Source organism: Curtobacterium sp. CFBP9011, assembly GCF_034045095.1.
Taxonomy (GTDB): Bacteria; Actinomycetota; Actinomycetes; order Actinomycetales; family Microbacteriaceae; genus Curtobacterium.
On sequence record NZ_JAXCWN010000002.1, the window covers coordinates 426,663 to 444,512 of the forward strand.

Sequence of the window (17,850 nt, forward strand, 5' to 3'; positions counted from 1 at the left end):
TGGAAGAACTTGCGGCGGCTCGACTCAACTCCGGGCGATGGGGGCCGTACTGGCCCCGGTGACCCGCGCCAGGTCCGCCGGGGACAGCTCGATGTCGAACCCACGACGCCCGCCGGACACGAAGATCGTCGGGTGGTCGGACGCCGACGCGTCGAGCACCGTGCGGATCCGGGTCTTCTGCCCGACCGGACTGATCCCCCCGACGACGTACCCGGTCCGCCGCTCTGCCAGGGTGGGGTCGGCCAACGAGGCCTTCTTCCCGCCGACGGCCGCCGCGATCGCCTTGAGGTCGAGACGGTCGGCCACCGGCACGATCGCCACCGCCAGGTCGCCGTCCACCGAGACGACCAGCGTCTTGAACACCTGCTCCTCACGCAGCCCGAGCGCCGCCGCCGCCTCTTCGCCGAAGTTCGTCGCGCTCTCGTGGTGCTCGTACACGTGCGGGGTGAACGGCACGCCAGCCCGCTCCAGCGCGAGGGTCGCCGGGGTGCTCGGGGAAGCTGCGCTCATGCCCTGATCCTGCCCCGGAGGACCGTCACGGCCTCGGAGGCTCGCGGTCGGTACGCTGAGCCACACCATGACCGTCATCGAGGTGTTGCTCCGCGGGGTGTCCGCCCTGCACGGCCTCGACCCGTCCGCGCTCGGCTCGCTCCCGGCCCTCGCCGCCGCAGCCCTCGGGCTCGGCGCGCTCGGCATCACCGTCACCGCGGTGGCCGCCCTCGCCGCCGCGCTGCTCGTGGTGCGGCTTGTCGGCCTGCTGACCGGAGCCGACGCGGCGGGCGCACCACGGGCCTCCCGGACGACACCGGACCTCGTGACCCGGATCGCCTGGAGCGACCCGGACGCCGACGGGCACCCGCGACCGCGGGCACCGGGAGCCGTCCCGGCGGTCTGACACCGATCGGTGTCGGGCCGCAGACGCTCCCGACCCCACGATCGAAGGACCACCGTCATGGACATCACCACCCTGCCCGGACTCAGCACCCTGCTGCACGCCGGCGCCACGCTCGTCACCACCCTCACCGACCTGCTCACACCCGTCGCCGGCACGGCCGCTGCGGCGCTCGCCGTGGTCCTGCTGACCCTGGCGGTCCGACTCGTGCTCGTCCCGCTCGCCGTCCTGCAGGTCCGCGCCGAGCGGGACCGGCGCCGACTCGCTCCGCGGATCGCCGAACTCCGCCGCCGGGCCGGGAAGGACACCGCCCGGTTCCAGCGGTCGCTGCAGGAGCTGTACACGAGCGAGCGGGTCTCGCCCCTCGCGGGGTGTCTGCCGGTGCTCGCGCAGGCACCGGTCGTGTCGCTGCTGTACACGCTGTTCACGCACGCGAGCATCGACGGAACGGTCAACACGCTGCTGCGGGCGACCCTGGCCGGCATCCCGCTCGCGCAGTCCGCGGTGGCCGTCGTCACGTCGCCGCTGTGGGTGCACGGCTGGGTGCTGCTCCTGCTGCTCGCCACGCTGGCCGTCGTCGTCGAGCTGACCCGACGCGCACAGCTGCACTGGAACCCGCTGCCCGTCCCGGAGCCGTCCGCCCCGGCCGTTCCCGGCGCGGCGGCGATGACCGGGATCGCCCGGTGGATGCCGTTCGTCTCGGTCGGGTTCGCGGCGATCGCGCCCCTGGCGGCAGCGCTCTACGTCGTGACGAGTGCGCTCTGGACCCTCGGCGAACGGGCGGTGCTGCGGCGGGTGCTCCGGTGACGGGGGCGGGCAGGTCCGGTGACGGGCGGGTGTGACTAGCCGCCCTGGCCCTCCTGCTGCGGCCCCTGGTCCGCCGGGTCGTACTCGGTGTCGCGGCCCTGCTCCTCCTCCGGCAGCGGGAGGTGCCGTTCGGTACCGCTGCCGCCCGGGCTCGTCGCGACGTAGTCGGCCTCGCCGGACTGGGTGTCGTGGCTGAGCGGTTCGAGGGTCTCGTCGTCGACGTCCTGCGGCGTCGATCCGGTGGCGTCCGCGGGGACGGCGGGGTCGTTCGGGTCGGCGGCCTGGTCGTTCTGCGCATCGGTCATCCCTCGGGCGTACTCCCCCCGGTCTGGGTGCGCGCCGTCGCCGCAGCGGTGGCAGCATGAGGACGGGCGTGACGACGAGGAGCGCGGATGAGCCGGACCGACGACGACGCGGCAGCACGATCGCGTCTCGAACGCATCGCGTGGGGCGCCGGGCCGTCCCCGGCGGAGGCGGCACGCGCCCGCATCGCGCTGGAAGACCTCGACCGGGAGGCCCGCAAGCGCCCCGCCACGGCCGCCGGCCCCGCCACGGGGTCGCGTCGCGGGCGCCGGGCTGGTGCAGGGTCGCCGGAGGCTGGGCGGTCCGTTCCGGAGGCCGTGCCGTCCGTCCCGGTCGCTGCGTCGGCCGTTCCTGCAGCTGCACCGGCTGTTCCTGCGGCTGCGCCGGCCGTTCAGAGTGTGACGCCGTCCGTTCCGGACTCGGTGTCCGCCGTTCCGAGGGCGGAGCTCCCTGCTGCTGCGGCGGCAGATGCTGCCGACGATGCTCGTGACGGTGCACCGGCTCCGGTGCCGGACCACGACGTGGACCGTGCAGCTTTCCACGGCGACGGAGACGGGGACGGCGACGGCGACCAGACGCCCGAGGCGCCTGGCGACGGCGGACGCGGGGCGGGCCTCCAGGCCGGCGGTCGGCGGCTCCTCGACCGGGCCCGGGTGCTGCTGCGCCGGGTCCGACGCACCGACCGGACCGTCCTGTGGGCGCTCGGCGGTGCCGCGGTCGTGATCGGTCTCGTCGCCGGCACCGGCGTCGGCCTGTCGATCGGGACCCGGACCGCGGCCGAGCCCGCGTCCGCCGTGACGACCCCGGCGGCTGGCACCGTGACCCTCGAACAGATGCTCGACCTGCCGCAGACCTACGCCGACCAGCTGCCCGGCGGGATCGACGCGCCGGTTTCCCTTCACACGACCCGGCTCGTCTTCACGAACCGGTCCCTGGCGGGCGACGACGCCGCGACGCCCTGGAACGTCTGGGCCGGGGTCGGGCGGGACAGTTCGACGCTCTGCCTGGTCGCGACGGCCGACCGACTGCAGGGCACGAGCGCCTGCTACCCCCGCGACGACGCTCTGCACGGGGTCGTGTCGTTGTCCGCGACCTCGCTGAGCGGGACGCTCTGGGTGCGGGTCGTCGGCGGTGCGGTCCGGGGCACCGTGACCAGCTCGCCGCCGCCGCTGTACTGACCCGGAGCGGCTGGAACCCACTGCTCCAGGTGGGCAGTGCGTTGGAGCGCTCCTGAGAACGACCGGGGAGCCCTCGCGCGATCGGCGTGCACCGTGCAACACTGGATGGAGCGCACTCGCCGTGGAGTGGCCAGAACCACATCTCCACATCCCCAGTCCACCACCGAGCGCGCTCCGACCGGTCGAACAGTCCCTCGTTCCCGCGCGCTCCTCGCACGTCCTCGAGGAGGTCAGCCGCCGTGTCCACCACCAGCAACCGAACCGTCCACCCGCACACGACGCCGATCACCGTCACGACGTCGTCGGTGATCGGGATCGCCGTCCTCGGCCTCGCGACGTTCTTCGCCATCACGACCGAGCTCATGCCGGTCGGCCTGCTCGGCACGATGAGCCAGGACCTCGGCGTCACCGAGTCGACCATGGGCATCGTCATCACCGTGTACGCCGCCGCCGTCGCGCTGCTCGCACTGCCGCTGACCTCGCTCACCGCGAAGCTGCCGCGGAAGACCGTCCTCGTCGCCACCCTCGTCGGCTACACGGTGTCGAACGCACTCGTCGCACTGGCCCCGTCGTTCGCGGTGGTCTGCGCCGGTCGGGTGGTCGGCGGCGTCGCGCACGCCCTGTTCTTCTCGGTCGCCTCGGCCTACGCGACCCGGATCGTGCCGCCCCGGCTCGCCGGCCGCGCCATCGCGTTCGTCTACTCCGGCAGCTCGCTCGGGTTCGTGATCGGCGTTCCCCTCGCCACCGGTGTCGGGCAGTCCGTCGGGTGGCGCCCGGCGGTCGGCGGCGTCGCGGCCTGCGCCGCACTGCTCGCCGTCGTCGCCGCGCTCTGCCTGCCCGCCGTGCGCGGAGCCGCCTCGCCGCACATCGGCTCGCCGAAGGCCTGGGCCCGGACCGGGCTGCTGTCGGTCGTCGTCGCCGACCTGCTGCTCTTCGCCGGGCACTACATCGTGTACACGTACATCGGCCCCTACGTCATCGACGCCGGGCTCGACGCCGGCATGGTGTCCGGCGCGCTGCTCGTCCTGGGCGGGACCGGCGTGATCGGCCTCTGGCTGGCCGGGATGTTCGTCGACCGGGCACCCCGTCAGACCCTCCTGGCCGCCATCGCCGCCATGGCCGTGGCGTTCGCCCTGATGCCGTTCGCGCACGGGTCCCTCGTCGGAACCATGGTCGTCGCGGGCATCTGGATGGCGGCGAACGGCACCACCGGCACGCTGTTCATGGCCGCGGCGATCCGCACCGGTGGCGTCAGCCCGGAGATCGCGGGCGCCCTGGTGAACGGGGCGTCGAACATCGGCATCGCGGGCGGTGCGGCGATCGGCGGGCAGGTGCTCGGGTTGTCGGGACTACAGACGCTGCCGTTCGCCGGCGCACTGGTCCTGGTCGCGGGGCTGTCCGTCGTCGCCTTCGCGAAGCGTGGGTTCCCGGTGCACGCGACGGCGCAGCCGCACCTCAGCACGTCGTCGATCGAGGTGTTCACCTCCTCGCTCGCCGTCGTCACGAGCTCGATCCCGACCGTCAGCCGGGCGATCCAGACCATCACCGGGTCCGTCGCCACGGTGCACCGGGCAGCCACCGGCTCGATCCGGACGGCCACCGGGTCGATGCGGACCGTCCGCGAGCGGTAGCCGCCGACGACGTACCGCCGCCGACGTGCCGGGCGGCTGCGGGCCTCCCGGTCGGAGCAACGGGCGGCCTGGTACGCGACTGGAGGCCTGGGAAACGAGACGCCGCCGACCCCTCGGGGCCGGCGGCGTCTCGTCGTGCGTGCGAGGTCAGTCGTGCATCTCGGGGCGGCGGCAGTTCCGGACGCCGCGGAGGGTCAGGAGGCCCGCGCCGAGCAGCAGCAGCACGCCCGCGGCGACGAGCCCCGGGGTGAGTTCGGCGCCGGTGAAGGCGAGGCCGCCGGCGGTCGGGGTCGTCCCGGCGCCGGTGCCCGGAGTGCTCCCGCTCCCCGGTACCGTGCCGCCGCCGGCCGCAGGGGGCGTGGTCGGCGAGACGGTCGGCGTGGGAGACGGGGTGCCCGGAGTCGGGGTCGGAGTGGGAGTCGGCGTCGGGGTCGCGGCGGCCACGACGAAGACGAGCGGGGTCGCCGCCGTCCCGGCTGCCGGCGTCGTCACGAGCTGCGGTTCGCCAGCGTCGTCACCGGTGCCGGCGACGACCGCGTACTCGGTCTCGGTCCGCAGGTCCGGCAGCGTGAAGGTGCCGTCGGACGCGGTCGTGACCGTCACGGGACCGCCGACGGTCGTGTCGGTCGGTGTCGCCGTCACGGCGAGGTCCGGAACCGGCTCCCCCGCCGTGTCGGTCACCGTGCCCGGGAGGTCGACGACCGTCGGCACCGGGACAGCGGCCGGGACGACGAGTGCGAGGGGCGCCGCGGTGGCACCGGCCGCCGGGGTCGTGACCAGCTGCGGGACACCGGCCTGGTCTCCGGAACCGGCGACCACGGAGTACGCGGTCTCGGTCTGCAGCTCCCGCAGGACGAACGAGCCGTCCGTCCCGGTCTCGGTCGTCACCGGGTCGCTGACCTCCGGGTCGATCGGGGTCGCGACGACGGGGACGTCAGCAGCCGTCGCTCCCGCGGTGTCCGTCACGGTGCCGGTCAGGTCGACGACGGCGGCCGGGGTCGCGAAGGCGAAGTCCTGGGTCGTGCCGGTCGCGGGGATCGTGACGGCCTCGGTCGCGGGGCCGGTCGTCCCCTCCGGCGCGGTGACACGGATGCGGTGGTCGCCCGGCGTGGTCGTGAAGCGGTAGCCGCCGGCAGCGTCGGTGGTGGTGGCGGCGATATCGGTGCCGTCGGTGTCGAGCAGCTCGACGCGGGTGCCGGTCGGCACCGGGCTGCCGTCGAGGGTCACGGTGCCCGTGACCGAGGCGAAGACGAAGTCCACGCCGGTCCGGTCGGCGCCGCCCGGACTGCCGGCGAGCGAGACGCCGGAGACCGTCGCGTCGGCGGCCACTCCGGGCGGGGCGGTCAGGGTGACCCGGTACCCCGAGTCGACGCCGAGGTCCGGGAAGACGTAGGTGCCGTCGGCCCGGGTGGTCGTGGTGACCTGGCGGCCGCCGGGTGCGGTGGCGGTGACGGTCGCGCCGGCGACCGGGGCTCCGTCACGCGTCGCGGTGCCGCTGATCGCAGCCGTCCGGTCGGCGAACCAGGTCTGGTAGACGGGGAACCCGCTCCGCTGCTGGTACCGGATCGTCAGCGACCCCAGCGGGACGGTGGGCGTGAACCACGCGGTCGCCCCGGCCGTGTCGGTCGCGGTGGCGTTGCCGGTGAGGGTCCGCGTCGCGGCGTTCCACGCCGGGACGTCCCGGCCGGTGGTGCCGTTCGGGTCGGCCGAGCAGGACGGCCCGCCGGGCGACACGGCCGAGCAGGAGTTGTACGCCCCCTGGAACCCGAGTTGCGCAGCCGTCGCGGTCCCGCCACCGGGCAGGGTCGCCGAGATGGTGGCCTGGTCGGCGTCGATGTCGCCCAGCACGAAGGACCAGCTGCGGGCGCCGGGCGTCGGCGTCGCGAACCGGTACGTCGTGACCGATGCTCCGGTCGGGTTCGGGGTGTCCACGCTCGGGCGCTGGTTGAGGTACGTGTTCCCCCGGCTCGACCCGTACGTCTGGCCCGGACCGGTCGCCGGCCCCTGCCAGGTGAAGGCTCCGCTGATCACCGTCGTCTGCCGTGAGGTCGACGTGTAGGTCGTCTCCGGGAAGCCCGGCAGGCTCATCGTGCCCGTGTAGGCGCGCGCACCCCCGTCGACGGTGAAGGTCCCCCAGTGGCCGACCGGTGCAGCGGAGGCAGCGGTCGCGCCGCCCACCGCCGACCCGGCTCCCATGACGAGTGCGGTCACTCCCGCGACCAGCATCCGGCTGCGCTGCATGTGCTCCCCTGTCCCCTCTTCGGCCCGTAGTGCGACACATGTCGCGGACCTGAACGACCCTCAGGCTATCCAGGCAACGCAGACGCGGCCAGGCCGTGCGTCGAACGGCCAGTCAAGGCAGGTGGGTCGGCCTCAGATCCTGGCAGCCAGGGCGTCCAGGGCCGCGACCTGGCCCGCGACGACGAGCTGGCGGGCCTCGGCCAGACCGACCCAGCGGGCGTCGTCGACCTCCGGCACCTCGATGACGTGCCCGGATCCACGCGGGAGTTCCAGCGACACGGTGTTGCTCCGCACGGCCTCGATGGTGAAGCCCGGTGCGGCGAGGGTCCAGACGGTCACGACCTTGCCGGACGCCTGCCGGAAGTCCCCCAGTAGTTCGGGCGTGCCCGCGGGTGCGGGGGTGCCGATCTCCTCGCCGAACTCGCGGAGCGCCGTCGCCAGGGTGTCCTCGCCCGCCTCGAGCTCGCCCTTCGGGATCGACCACGCACGCGGTCGCCGACGCCAGAACGGACCACCCATGTGGGCGATGACGACCTCGAGCGACGGTCCGGTGCCACGGTGCAGCAGGAGTCCGGCGGAGCGTGGGGGCACGGCCGGAGACTACCCTCCGGCGCATGCAGACTCGCCGCCGCGGCGCTGCTGCCCGACCGGGTCGCCGCGGTCGCGACCGTCGCCTCCCCCGCCCCCGTCGACACGCCGGTCTGGTGGGACGGGATGGCCGACGACGGCGGGCTCCGCGCCGCGACCGCCGGACGGGAGGCACGCCTCACCTGGGCAGCGACCGCCGACTTCGACCCGTCCCAGTTCGTCGACACCGACTGGGCCGCCCTCGACGGCGACTGGGCCGCCCTGGGACGGGACGCGACGGCGGCGGGTGGGGCGGGCCTCCAGGGCGGTGCGGACGACGACGTGGCGTTCGTGACGGACTGGGGCTTCCCGCTGTCAGCCGTGACGGTCCCGACCGTCGTGGTGCACGGCACGCGCGACCGGGTCGTGCCGGTGGCGCACGGTCGGGCCTTGGCCGAGGCGGTGCCGCACGCGACGTACGAGGAGCGACCGCACGACGGGCACATCGCGGTCCTGTCGACCGTGCCGTCGCTGATGGACCGGTTGGCCGCGACCCTGCGCGGCTGAGCTGCCGAAGCGAGGGCCCGCCGGACCGCGGACGGTCAGCCGAGCAGGTCGCGGAGCTCCGCGTCGAGCTGCCGTGTCAGGTACCGGACACCGGCCGGGTTCGGGTGCAGCGCGCCGGGCTCGAGGTCGATGCTGCTGAACCCGCCGAACGAGTCGAGGGACACCCCGGAGACGTAGGCGCCGGACCGGGCACACGCCGAGTGCGCCTGCGTCGCCGCGAAGACGTCGACGAAGCGGACGCCGGCGGCCCGGGCGGCGTCCTGGCCGACCTCGTCGAGCTGCTCCTGGATGCCGTGCAGCCACCGGACGTCGGTGTCGGTGAACGGGTACGTGTCCGTCGGGAACCGCCCGGCGAGGGTGCCGAAGTCGACGGCCGGCCGGAAACAGCCCCGCTTCGGCGTGTGCTCCGCGTCCGGGAAGATCGCCGGGTAGCCGAGCAGCAGCACGGTCGCGTTCGGGGCGGCACGCCGGATGTCGGCCAGCGTCGCCGCGATGCCCAGGGCGACGCGGCTCTCGATCTTCGCGCCCAGCGTGTCGACCCCGTCGACGTCGAGCGTGCTCCGGCACGACGGCGCGTTCTTGCCCGAGAACACCGGGCCGGACGCCGACAGCGCCATGCACGACGCCGCGGTGCCGAACAAGTCGGCGTCGTTGCCCCCGATCGTCAGGGTGACGAGCCGGGTGGACTCGGAGAGCGCCTCGACCTGCGGCGGAGCCCCGCGCCACTGCGTGCGGTCGCGGACGTCCTCGCTGGTCGCGCCGGCGCACGTGACGTCCGTCAGCGCCAACCCGAAGCGCGCGGCGATCCGGTGCGGGTAGTCCCGCCCCGACTGTGCACACGCGGCGACCGGCAGACCCGTCGGGTTCGCCAGGCCGTACCCGGCGGAGTACGAGTCGCCCATCGCGACGTACTCGCTGCCGCGCGGCAGGTCCGTCAGCGCCTCGGGCGGGTCGTCCGTCACCGGGAACGGCTGGGGCACCGGCCACTGCGGGGCGGCGACCGCCGACGGCGGGGCGAGCGGCCCGCCGGACGGCCCACTGACCAGGGCGGTGCCGACGAGCACGGCGGACGCGACGAACGCGCCCAGCAGGCGGGTGGCTCGCTGGCGGGCGGAGGGCGGACGGCGCAGGGTGGGCTCCGGGAGGCTCGGGTCGGGTCGAGCGGACCAGGCTAGCCGGTCCCGCTCGACCCGTCCTGCGACGACGCCGGCGTGGTCGTCAGGTGTCAGCGACGACCGAGACGGCGCTCGCCGCCCGAACCGGCCTGGTAGTCGAGGCCGTAGTGCTGGAACAGCTCCGGCTCGGTGGCGGCGTCGAGCTCGCCGTCGGTCGCGATGGACGGCGCGTCCTTCACGGTCTTCTTGTCGAACGCCACGAGCAGGTGCTTCGGGGCGACGGTCGCGCCGACGAGCGGCACGAACACGAGCTTCTTGCCGACGACACCGGTGGTCACGGAGCCGAACGCCGGCTGCTGCGTCGCGGTGTCGTAGTAGATGCTCTCGAGGTTGCCGATCTTGTCCTCGTTGCCGTCGACGACCGGCAGGCCGATCCAGTCCCGGATGTTGGCTGCTTCGAACACGGCGACTCCCTCCGACGACCGGACTGTCCGTGCCGTCGGATCGACGCTACCGACTCGCGCTGTGCGCCGCGCTACCGGTCGCCGTCGTGCGCGGGGACGGCCGGCGTGGCGCCGAGTCCGTCCACCGCGGTGAGGACGTCGTCGGCGCTCACCGCGAGGATCGCCGGGTCCGGGTCCTCGGCGAACACGTCGCCGCGGCGGACCGAGGCGTCGGTCAGCACCACGTGCGGGCCGGACGCGGGCGGACCCCAGGACTCGGGCGGTGCCGGGCCGAAGAGGACGACCGAGGGGATGCCGTAGGCGGAGGCCAGGTGCGCGGCTCCCGTGTCGACGGTGACCAGGAGGCTCGCAGCCGCCACGACGGCGGCGAACGGCTGCAGGTCCAGGCGTCCGGCGAGGACCGCCGAGTCGTCCAGGCCGGCCAACTCGGCGACGGCCAGCGCGCGCTCGACGTCGTCCGCGCCTCCCGTCAGGACCACGTGGTGACCGCGTGCGACGAGACCGCGCACCACGTCGGCGAAACGGTCGACCGGCCAGTGCCGGGCACCGTGGAAGGCACCGACGTGCACGACCGCCGCGCCCTCGACCACGGCGGGCAGGGCGGGGACCGCGATCGACACGTCGTCAGGGTCGGCGGGCATGCCGTGCGCGGTCATCAGGCCGGCCCAGCGGACCCGCTCGTGCACGTCGTGTTGCCACTCCGGGCCGTCGGGTGCGCCGTGACCGATCACCCGGCGGGCCTGCAGCGCGTCGATGAGGTCGCCCGACTCGGGGCCGGCGCCGTGCAGGTTGACGGCGACGTCGACGACGCCGGTCGGCACCTGGATCGGGTGGTCCAGGCCGTGCTGGGCCAGGTGCACGTCGACGTCGGTGACGAGCTCGACGACCGGGGCGAGCCAGGCGGTCGTCGCGAGCGTGATGCGGTGCCCGGGGAACGCCCGGCGGAGGGCGTGCAGCGCGGGGACGGCGACGAGCAGGTCGCCGAGCTTGATCGCCCGGAGCACGACGAGCTCGGGTCGGCCGTCGGACGGGGGCAGGGTGGGTACGGCGGTCACGTGGCCCGACGCTACCGGCCCGGCACCGCGACGTCCGCCGGGCGGCACCGGCTTGTCCACGGCGCGCCACGGGCCGGGTGCGGACTGGTCGGGGACGCTGCCCGGCCGGTAGAGAGAGGTGTGGCCCTCTCCGACCGTCCGCTCCGCGGAGTCCTCTTCGACCGTGACGACACCCTGGTGGTCGACGTCCCCTACAACGCCGACCCCGACCGGGTGGTGCCGGTACCCGGTGCCGCCGACGCGGTCGCCGCGGCCCGCGCGGCGGGTCTCGCCGTCGGCGTCGTCACGAACCAGTCCGCGATCGCCAAGGGCCTGGCGACCCGCGACCAGGTCGACGCGACGAACGCCCGCGTCGACGGGCTCGTCGGCCCGTTCGACGTGTGGGAGGTCTGCCCGCACGACCGCGGCGACGACTGCGCCTGCCGGAAGCCCCGACCCGGCATGGTGCTGCGTGCCGCCGACCGGCTCGGGCTGGACGCCGCGGACCTGGTCGTCATCGGCGACATCGGCGCCGACGTCGGTGCCGCGGTCGCCGCGGGAGCGCAGGGGATCCTCGTGCCGACCGCGCGGACGATGCCGGCCGAGGTCGAGGCCGCCGCCACCGTCGCCGGTTCGATCAGGGAAGCCGTGGCGCTCGTCGTCGCGCGCGCTGCCGGGGCGTCGGCATGAGCGACCAGGTGGCCGCGGGCGGACCTGCCGGGCGCCGGGTGCTGGTCGCCCGACTCGACTCGTTCGGGGACGTCCTGGTCGCCGGTCCCGCCGTCCGCGCCGTGGCCGCCGGCGCCGACCACGTCACGCTGCTCTGCGGCCCACAGGGTGCGCCGGCCGGGGCGCTCCTGCCCGGCGTCGACGCGCTCCGCGTCTGGGCGGCGCCCTGGGTGACGGAGACCGTCCGCCCGCTCGACGACGCCGTGCTCGCCGAGTTCCGCGCACTGGTCGCCGAGGAGCGTCCCGACGAAGCCGTCGTGCTGACGTCCTTCCACCAGTCGCCACTGCCCCTCGCGATGCTGCTGCGGCTCGCCGGGGTCCCCCGGGTCTCCGGCGCCTCGGTCGACCACCCCGGGTCCCTGCTCGACGTGCGGCTGCGGCCCGGCGAGGACCTGCCCGAGGACGTCCCGGAACCCGAACGGGCCCTCCGCATCGCCGACGCCGCGGGCTTCGCGCTGCCGGACGGCGACGACGGCCGGCTCCGTGTCCGGTCGGACGACTCCGCGGTGCTCCCCGCCGAGGTCGCCGCGCTCGACCGGTACGTGGTCGTGCACCCGGGCGCCAGCGTGGAGGCCCGCTCCTGGCCGCCCGCCGCCCACCGTGCCCTCGTGGCCGCGTACGACCGGCTCGGCATCCCCGTGGTCGTCACCGGGTCGCCCGGCGAGCGGGGCCTCACCGCCGAGGTCGCCGGCACCACCGGCATCGACCTGGGTGGTCGGACCAGCCCGGCCGTGCTGGCGGAGGTCCTGGCCGGCGCGGAGGTCGTCGTCGTCGGCAACACCGGTCCCGCCCACCTGGCCGCGGCCGTCGGTGCCCGGATCGTCTCGCTGTTCTCTCCTGTGGTGCCCGCCGTGAAGTGGGCGCCGTACGCCGAGCACGTCGAACTGCTCGGCGACCAGGACGCCCCCTGCCGTCTCTCCCGCGCCCGCGAGTGTCCCGTCCCGGGCCACCCGTGCCTGTCCGGCGTGAGCGTCGAAGAGGTCCTCGCGGCACACGAACGGCTCGTCGGATGCGCTCTGCGGACGAACGACGACTCCCTGCGAGGAGCGCCAGAAGCCCGTGCGTAGCGTGCGGCACTGCTTCTCCTTCTCCTTCTCATCCTCCTGATCGACAGCGACCGAAAGGCAGTGCATGCGGATCCTCGTGTGGCACGTGCACGGCGGCTGGATGGACGCATTCGTCCGCGGCCCGCACGAGTACCTCATCCCCACGACCCCCGCCCGAGACGGCTGGGGCCTCGGTCGTGGTGGCCGGAGCTGGGGTACGAACGCCGTCGAGATCGCACCCGAGGACGTCGCCGACGCCGAGGTGGACCTGGTCGTCCTGCAGCGGCCCGAGGAACTCGAGGTCGCCCGCGAACTGCTCGACGGTCGTGACGTGCCCGTCGTCTTCGTCGAGCACAACGCCCCGCGCATCGACGTGCCGGACAGCCTGCACCCCTTTCGGGACCGCGACGACGTGACCATCGCGCACGTCACGCACTGGAACGCCCTGATGTGGGACTGCGGCTCCACCCGGACGACCGTCGTCGAGCACGGTGTCGTCGACCCCGGCCCGCTCTACACCGGCGAGCTCGAGCGGTTCGGCGCCGTCATCAACGAACCCGTCCGACGGAACCGCGTCGTCGGGACAGACCTGCTCCCCCGCTTCGGCGCCGTCGCCCCGGTCGACGTCTTCGGGATGGGCACCGAGAAGCTCGCCGGGCTCGGCCACGGCGACCTGCTGGTCGGCATGGGCGACGTCAAGCCGGACCCGATGCACGCGGCCCTCGCGCAGCGCCGGGCCTACGTGCACGCCAACCGGTGGACCTCCCTCGGACTCTCGCTCATCGAGTCGATGCACATGGCGATGCCGGTGCTCGTCCTCGCCACGACCGACGCCGCCCGGACCGTGCCCGCGGAGGCCGGCGCGATCGGGACCGACGTCGAGGAGCTGGTGCGGGCCTCCCGGACGCTGCTCGACGACCCGGACGAAGCACGCCGACGCGGCCTCGTCGCCCGGGAGGCCGTGCTCGCGCGGCACGCGCTGCCCCGGTTCCTCGCCGACTGGGACGAGCTGCTGGACGACGTGCGGTCGCGCCACCGGTCGCGGACCGGCACGGCGACCGCCGGTGCGGGTGCTGCGGCACCGCAGGGAAGGAGCAACTGATGGAGATCGCCATGGTCTCGGAACACGCGAGCCCGCTCGCGACCCTCGGCGGCGTCGACGCCGGTGGTCAGAACGTCCACGTGGCCGCGCTGTCCGCCGCCCTGGCCGACCGCGGACACACCGTCACCGTCTACACGCGTCGAGACGACGCCTCGCTGCCGGTCCGCGTGCCGCTGCGGCCGGGTGTCGACGTCGTCCACGTCGACGCCGGTCCCGCGCGGCACGTCCCGAAGGACGACCTACTCCCCTACATGGGCACGTTCGCGCAGGTGCTGGCGTCGGAGTGGTTCGTCGACCGACCCGACGTCGTGCACGGGCACTTCTGGATGTCCGGCCACGCGACCGTCGACGCCGTGAACCAGGTCCAGGTGCGGACCGGTGGCACCCGCATCCCCGTCGTGCAGACCTTCCACGCGCTCGGTGTCGTGAAGCGTCGCCACCAGGGCACGGCCGACACCAGCCCGGCCGAGCGCGAGTGGCTGGAGCCCGCCGTCGGGCGGAGTGCCGACCAGGTCGTCGCCACCTGCTCCGACGAGGCGTTCGAGCTGAAGAGCCTCGGCGTCCCGCTCCGCTCCATCTCCGTCGTCCCCTGCGGCGTCGACGTCGAGCTGTTCCGACCGGACGGCCCCGTCGAGGAACGCGGGCGGACCTTCCGGGTGCTCACCGCCTCGCGCCTGGTGCAGCGGAAGGGCGTCGGCACGACCATCGCCGCCGTCGCCCAGCTCGTCGCGGCCGGTCGCGACGTCGAACTCGTCATCGTCGGCGGTGCCGGCACCGCGGGCGCCGACCTGCCGGACGACCCGGAGTACCAGCGCCTGGACGCGCTGGCCCGCGACCTCGGCATCCGTGACCACGTCTCGTTCCGCGGGCAGCTCGCCCAGGAGGCCATGGGCGCGGTGTACCGGAGCGCGGACGTCGTCGTGTGCGCGCCCTGGTACGAGCCGTTCGGCATCGTCCCGCTCGAGGCGATGGCCTGCGGTGTCCCCGTGGTCGCCTCCCGCGTCGGCGGACTCATCGACACGGTCGTCGAGGACGCCACCGGGCTGCACGTCGAACCGCGCGACGAGGACGGCCTGGCCACCGCGCTCGGCGGGCTGCTCGACGACCCCGAGCGCCGTGCCGCCTACGGTCGCGCCGGTCGCCGCCGTGCCGAGTCCCGCTACACCTGGCAGAAGGTCGCCACCGACACCGAACGCGTCTACGACCGGCTGGTCGCCGGCGGCCGGGGCCGACCGGTCCGCCCGGCCAGCGGCACCGACGTCGCCACCACCCGCATCCCGGACTCCGTCCGCCCCGCCGAGGAGCAGCTGGCCGACGCCCCGCTCCCCATCACCGAGAGGAACGCCCGATGACCATCGAGCAGACCGGGATCGGCACGACCGAGACCCCGACCAGCACCCGCACGGTGCTCGACCACATCGCCGCGTCCGTGCCGGTGATCGCGTCCCTCGTCGACCACGGCGACCACATCGCCGCCTGGGCCGACGACATCGCGGGGCGCCTGGTCGCCGGACGTCGCCTGCTGGCCGCGGGCAACGGCGGTTCCGCGGCCGAGGCGCAGCACCTGACCTCGGAGCTGACCGGCCGCTTCGACGGGGACCGGCCGGCGTACTCGGCGATCTCGCTGCACGCCGAGTCCTCCGCCGTCACCGCGATCGGCAACGACTACGGCTTCGAGGAGGTCTTCGCCCGCCAGGTCCGCGCCCACGCCCGCGCCGGTGACGTCGTCGTCCTGCTCAGCACCAGCGGCAGGAGCGCGAACCTGCTCGCCGCCGCAGCCGCCGCCCGTGACGCCGGAGCCCGGTCGATCGCGATGACCGGTGCGCTGCCGAACCCACTCGCGAGCGTCGTGGACGACGTCATCGCCATCGACGGGCCGTCCGCCAACGTGCAGGAGGCCCAACTCGTCCTCGTGCACGCCCTCTGCCGGGCCATGGAGCCCGCCCTCCGCCGTGGAGGCACCCGATGACCGACCGCCAGCTCCGCATCGTCGTCGTCGGCGACACCCTGCTCGACGTCGACGTCAGCGGCACCAGCGACCGGCTCAGCCCGGACGCCCCGGTGCCCGTCGTCGACGTCCGCTCGGACCAGCGTCGTGCCGGTGGTGCCGGCCTCGTCGCGACGATGCTCGCGAAGGACGGCCACGACGTCACGCTCGTCACCGTCCTCGGCGACGACGCGCCGGCCGACCAGCTCCGATCGCTGCTCCCCGGCGTCCGGATCGTCGACGGGCCCTCCGGCGCACCGACCCCGGTGAAGACCCGGGTCCGCGTCGGCGAGCACGCCCTGGTCCGGATCGACGAGGGCTGCGACACCCCGCCGGTCCCCGCCGTGACGTCCGCGATGCACGACGCCCTGGACGGCGCCGACGCGGTGATCGTCGCTGACTACGGCCGGGGGCTCACCGAGGCCGCCGAGATGCGCGCCGCGCTGCACGCCGTCGTCGCGCACACCCCGGTCGTCTGGGACCCGCACCCGAAGGGCGCCACGCCGGTCGCCGGCACCACCGTCGCGACGCCGAACGCCAGCGAGGCCCACCGCTTCACCGGCATCGTCGGCAGCGGTGTCGCCTTCGCCACCGACGCCGCCGCGGACCTGGTCGCCCGCTGGGACGTCCAGGCCGTCGCCGTCACGATGGGCGATCGCGGCGCCCTGGTCGGCAGCCGCACCCCTCGTGGAGCCGACTCCCGCTTCGTCCCGGCGCCGTCCGTCACCGCCGGTGACCCCTGCGGTGCCGGCGACCGGCTCGCCGCGGGCGTCGCCGTCGCGCTGGCGTCCGGGGCGGAGATCGCCGACGCCGTCACCGCGGGGGTCGAGGCCGCGTCCGCGTACCTCGCCGCCGGCGGCGTCGCCTCGCTCGTCGAGGGAGCCCCGCCCGCACCGATCGCCGTGCCCGGCGCCGACCGCGACGCGCTGCGCGTCGTGCACGAGGTCCGCGCCGCCGGCGGCGTGGTCGTCGCCACCGGCGGGTGCTTCGACCTGCTGCATGCCGGCCACGCGCGCACCCTGTCCGCAGCGCGGGCGCTCGGCGACTGCCTGGTCGTCTGCCTGAACTCGGACGAGTCCGTCCGCGGGCTGAAGGGTCCGGACCGGCCGATCATGGGCCAGGACGACCGCGTCGAGCTCCTGCTCGCCCTGGACTGCGTCGACGCCGTGGTGGTGTTCGACGAGTCCACCCCCGACGAGGCGCTCCGCCGCTTCCGTCCGGACGTCTGGGCGAAGGGCGGCGACTACACCGCCGACGAACTGCCCGAGTCCGTGACCCTCGCCGAGTGGGGCGGCCGGGTCGTCACGGTGCCGTTCCACCCGGGCCGCTCCACCACCCGGCTCGCCGCCGCCATCGAACGCGTCGGCTGAGCCGCACCCCGTCTTCCCTCCTCACCACAGCACCAGATCGCAAAGGACATCCATGCCCGTCCCCACCACCCCCATCGGCCGCGTCCTCGTCACCGGCGGCGCCTCCGGACTCGGCGCAGCCGTCGTGGCCGCCGTCACCGAGGCCGGCGGCACCCCGATCGTCCTCGACCTGCGCATCGACGCCGTCCCCGAAGGCGTCGACGCGGTCGCCGTCGACGTCTCGGACACCGACGCCGTCGAGCAGGCCGTCCGCGAGGCGGTCGAGCGCCACGGTGGCCTGGATGCCGTCGTCACCGCCGCGGGCATCGACACCCCCGCCCCGATCGACGCCATCTCGTCCGGCAACTGGGAGAAGATCGTCGGCGTCAACCTCATCGGCACCGCGTCGACCGTCCGCGCCGCGCTCCCCGCGCTCGAGGCCACGCACGGCCGCGTCGTCACGATCTCGTCGTCCCTCGCCCTGCGCGGCGTCGGCCACGGCACCGCGTACTCGGCGTCGAAGTTCGGTGTCCGCGGGTTCTCGCAGGCCCTCGCCGCCGAGACCGCCGGCCGTGTCGGTGTCACCAACGTGATCCCCGCGGGCATGCGGACGAACTTCTTCGCCGACCGCACCGAGCAGTACAAGCCGGGTCCGGACGCGCAGCTCATCGAGCCGGAGTACGTCGCGAACTCGATCATCTTCGCCCTCTCGCAGCCGGCCGGGTGCGAGATCCGCGAGCTGTCGATCATGCCGGCGACGGAGCCCAGCTGGCCCTGACCGCGCCCGCGCCCGGCGCGCGCACCTGACGGACGGGAGGCCCGGTACCAGCTGGTACCG

19 protein-coding genes are annotated in these 17,850 nt (G+C 74.6%); 12 read left to right on the forward strand and 7 right to left on the reverse strand.

The window, feature by feature from the left end; translation table 11 throughout:
- Nucleotides 1-24: 24 nt before the first annotated feature.
- Entirely contained in the window at nt 25-510 is a 486-nt protein-coding gene (gene ybaK, locus SOM35_RS06245; RefSeq protein WP_320514745.1) for a Cys-tRNA(Pro) deacylase, read from the reverse strand.
- A gap of 67 nt (nt 511-577) precedes the next feature.
- Here ybaK and SOM35_RS06250 point away from each other — a divergent pair, with 67 nt between their 5' ends.
- Together SOM35_RS06250 and yidC are read left to right on the forward strand one after the other, a co-directional pair.
- Entirely contained in the window at nt 578-895 is a 318-nt protein-coding gene (locus SOM35_RS06250) for a DUF6412 domain-containing protein (protein WP_320514746.1), read from the forward strand.
- 57 nt (nt 896-952) lie between these two features.
- Nucleotides 953-1,699 carry a membrane protein insertase YidC gene (yidC, locus tag SOM35_RS06255; RefSeq protein WP_320514747.1) on the forward strand — a complete coding sequence of 249 codons (747 nt, stop codon included), beginning with the start codon at nt 953-955 and terminating at the stop codon, nt 1,697-1,699.
- A gap of 35 nt (nt 1,700-1,734) precedes the next feature.
- Here yidC and SOM35_RS06260 read toward each other — a convergent pair whose 3' ends face one another.
- A complete protein-coding gene (locus SOM35_RS06260) occupies nt 1,735-2,004 on the reverse strand; it encodes a hypothetical protein (RefSeq protein WP_320514748.1) in 270 nt (89 codons plus the stop codon).
- A gap of 519 nt (nt 2,005-2,523) precedes the next feature.
- Between SOM35_RS06260 and SOM35_RS06265 the strand changes: the two genes are divergently transcribed.
- Complete coding sequence (locus SOM35_RS06265) at nt 2,524-3,180, forward strand: hypothetical protein (RefSeq protein ID WP_320514749.1); 657 nt, start codon at nt 2,524-2,526, stop codon at nt 3,178-3,180.
- A 239-nt stretch (nt 3,181-3,419) separates the two neighbouring features.
- The gene (locus tag SOM35_RS06270; protein WP_320514750.1) at nt 3,420-4,811 is read left to right on the forward strand and encodes an MFS transporter; all 1,392 of its coding nucleotides are present in this window, start codon (nt 3,420-3,422) and stop codon (nt 4,809-4,811) included.
- 147 nt (nt 4,812-4,958) lie between these two features.
- On the opposite strand, the gene SOM35_RS06275 is transcribed toward SOM35_RS06270, so the two are convergent.
- The gene (locus tag SOM35_RS06275) at nt 4,959-7,052 is read right to left on the reverse strand and encodes a carboxypeptidase regulatory-like domain-containing protein (protein ID WP_320514751.1); all 2,094 of its coding nucleotides are present in this window, start codon (nt 7,050-7,052) and stop codon (nt 4,959-4,961) included.
- A 132-nt stretch (nt 7,053-7,184) separates the two neighbouring features.
- A complete protein-coding gene (locus tag SOM35_RS06280; protein WP_320514752.1) occupies nt 7,185-7,643 on the reverse strand; it encodes an NUDIX hydrolase in 459 nt (152 codons plus the stop codon).
- Here SOM35_RS06280 and SOM35_RS06285 point away from each other — a divergent pair.
- Nucleotides 7,611-8,186, forward strand: a complete 576-nt coding sequence (locus SOM35_RS06285) for an alpha/beta fold hydrolase (protein WP_320514753.1) — start codon at nt 7,611-7,613, stop codon at nt 8,184-8,186. The two genes, SOM35_RS06280 and SOM35_RS06285, sit on opposite strands and share 33 nt — an antisense overlap.
- 35 nt (nt 8,187-8,221) lie before the next feature.
- Here SOM35_RS06285 and SOM35_RS06290 read toward each other — a convergent pair whose 3' ends face one another.
- From SOM35_RS06290 to SOM35_RS06300, 3 genes are all read right to left on the reverse strand, one after another.
- Nucleotides 8,222-9,250, reverse strand: a complete 1,029-nt coding sequence (locus SOM35_RS06290) for an SGNH/GDSL hydrolase family protein (protein ID WP_320514754.1) — start codon at nt 9,248-9,250, stop codon at nt 8,222-8,224.
- Nucleotides 9,251-9,411: 161 nt separating this feature from the next.
- Nucleotides 9,412-9,765, reverse strand: coding sequence for a PRC-barrel domain-containing protein (locus SOM35_RS06295; protein WP_111073430.1), 354 nt, complete (start codon nt 9,763-9,765; stop codon nt 9,412-9,414).
- A gap of 71 nt (nt 9,766-9,836) precedes the next feature.
- A complete protein-coding gene (locus tag SOM35_RS06300; protein WP_320514755.1) occupies nt 9,837-10,820 on the reverse strand; it encodes a glycosyltransferase family 9 protein in 984 nt (327 codons plus the stop codon).
- 120 nt (nt 10,821-10,940) lie between these two features.
- Between SOM35_RS06300 and SOM35_RS06305 the strand changes: the two genes are divergently transcribed.
- The 7 genes from SOM35_RS06305 to SOM35_RS06335 all read left to right on the forward strand — a co-directional run bounded on the left by SOM35_RS06305 (nt 10,941) and on the right by SOM35_RS06335 (nt 17,790).
- The gene (locus SOM35_RS06305) at nt 10,941-11,489 is read left to right on the forward strand and encodes an HAD-IIIA family hydrolase (RefSeq protein ID WP_111073428.1); all 549 of its coding nucleotides are present in this window, start codon (nt 10,941-10,943) and stop codon (nt 11,487-11,489) included.
- A complete protein-coding gene (locus tag SOM35_RS06310; protein WP_320514756.1) occupies nt 11,486-12,595 on the forward strand; it encodes a glycosyltransferase family 9 protein in 1,110 nt (369 codons plus the stop codon). The genes SOM35_RS06305 and SOM35_RS06310 overlap by 4 nt, the downstream gene beginning before the upstream one ends.
- 64 nt (nt 12,596-12,659) lie before the next feature.
- A complete protein-coding gene (locus SOM35_RS06315; RefSeq protein ID WP_320514757.1) occupies nt 12,660-13,676 on the forward strand; it encodes a glycosyltransferase in 1,017 nt (338 codons plus the stop codon).
- Nucleotides 13,676-15,028, forward strand: coding sequence for a glycosyltransferase (locus SOM35_RS06320; RefSeq protein ID WP_320514758.1), 1,353 nt, complete (start codon nt 13,676-13,678; stop codon nt 15,026-15,028). Before SOM35_RS06315 ends, SOM35_RS06320 begins: the two co-directional genes overlap by 1 nt.
- On the forward strand, nt 15,025-15,645 hold the full coding sequence (locus SOM35_RS06325) for a D-sedoheptulose-7-phosphate isomerase (protein ID WP_111073425.1): 621 nt from the start codon (nt 15,025-15,027) through the stop codon (nt 15,643-15,645). The genes SOM35_RS06320 and SOM35_RS06325 overlap by 4 nt, the downstream gene beginning before the upstream one ends.
- Nucleotides 15,642-17,033 (forward strand): PfkB family carbohydrate kinase, encoded by a 1,392-nt coding sequence (locus tag SOM35_RS06330; protein WP_320514759.1) that lies wholly within the window; start codon nt 15,642-15,644, stop codon nt 17,031-17,033. The genes SOM35_RS06325 and SOM35_RS06330 overlap by 4 nt, the downstream gene beginning before the upstream one ends.
- Before the next feature lie 52 nt (nt 17,034-17,085).
- Nucleotides 17,086-17,790 carry an SDR family oxidoreductase gene (locus tag SOM35_RS06335; RefSeq protein ID WP_194625710.1) on the forward strand — a complete coding sequence of 235 codons (705 nt, stop codon included), beginning with the start codon at nt 17,086-17,088 and terminating at the stop codon, nt 17,788-17,790.
- Nucleotides 17,791-17,850 lie beyond the last annotated feature (60 nt).

Bases quoted from the DNA above. Each gene is read 5' to 3' on its own strand.
- ybaK (WP_320514745.1), bottom strand. From the start codon at position 510: ATGAGCGCAGCTTCCCCGAGCACCCCGGCGACCCTCGCGCTGGAGCGG.
- SOM35_RS06250 (WP_320514746.1), top strand. From the start codon at position 578: ATGACCGTCATCGAGGTGTTGCTCCGCGGGGTGTCCGCCCTGCACGGC.
- yidC (WP_320514747.1), top strand. From the start codon at position 953: ATGGACATCACCACCCTGCCCGGACTCAGCACCCTGCTGCACGCCGGC.
- SOM35_RS06260 (WP_320514748.1), bottom strand. From the start codon at position 2,004: ATGACCGATGCGCAGAACGACCAGGCCGCCGACCCGAACGACCCCGCC.
- SOM35_RS06275 (WP_320514751.1), bottom strand. From the start codon at position 7,052: ATGCAGCGCAGCCGGATGCTGGTCGCGGGAGTGACCGCACTCGTCATG.
- SOM35_RS06310 (WP_320514756.1), top strand. From the start codon at position 11,486: ATGAGCGACCAGGTGGCCGCGGGCGGACCTGCCGGGCGCCGGGTGCTG.
- SOM35_RS06315 (WP_320514757.1), top strand. From the start codon at position 12,660: ATGCGGATCCTCGTGTGGCACGTGCACGGCGGCTGGATGGACGCATTC.
- SOM35_RS06320 (WP_320514758.1), top strand. From the start codon at position 13,676: ATGGAGATCGCCATGGTCTCGGAACACGCGAGCCCGCTCGCGACCCTC.
- SOM35_RS06325 (WP_111073425.1), top strand. From the start codon at position 15,025: ATGACCATCGAGCAGACCGGGATCGGCACGACCGAGACCCCGACCAGC.
- SOM35_RS06330 (WP_320514759.1), top strand. From the start codon at position 15,642: ATGACCGACCGCCAGCTCCGCATCGTCGTCGTCGGCGACACCCTGCTC.
- SOM35_RS06335 (WP_194625710.1), top strand. From the start codon at position 17,086: ATGCCCGTCCCCACCACCCCCATCGGCCGCGTCCTCGTCACCGGCGGC.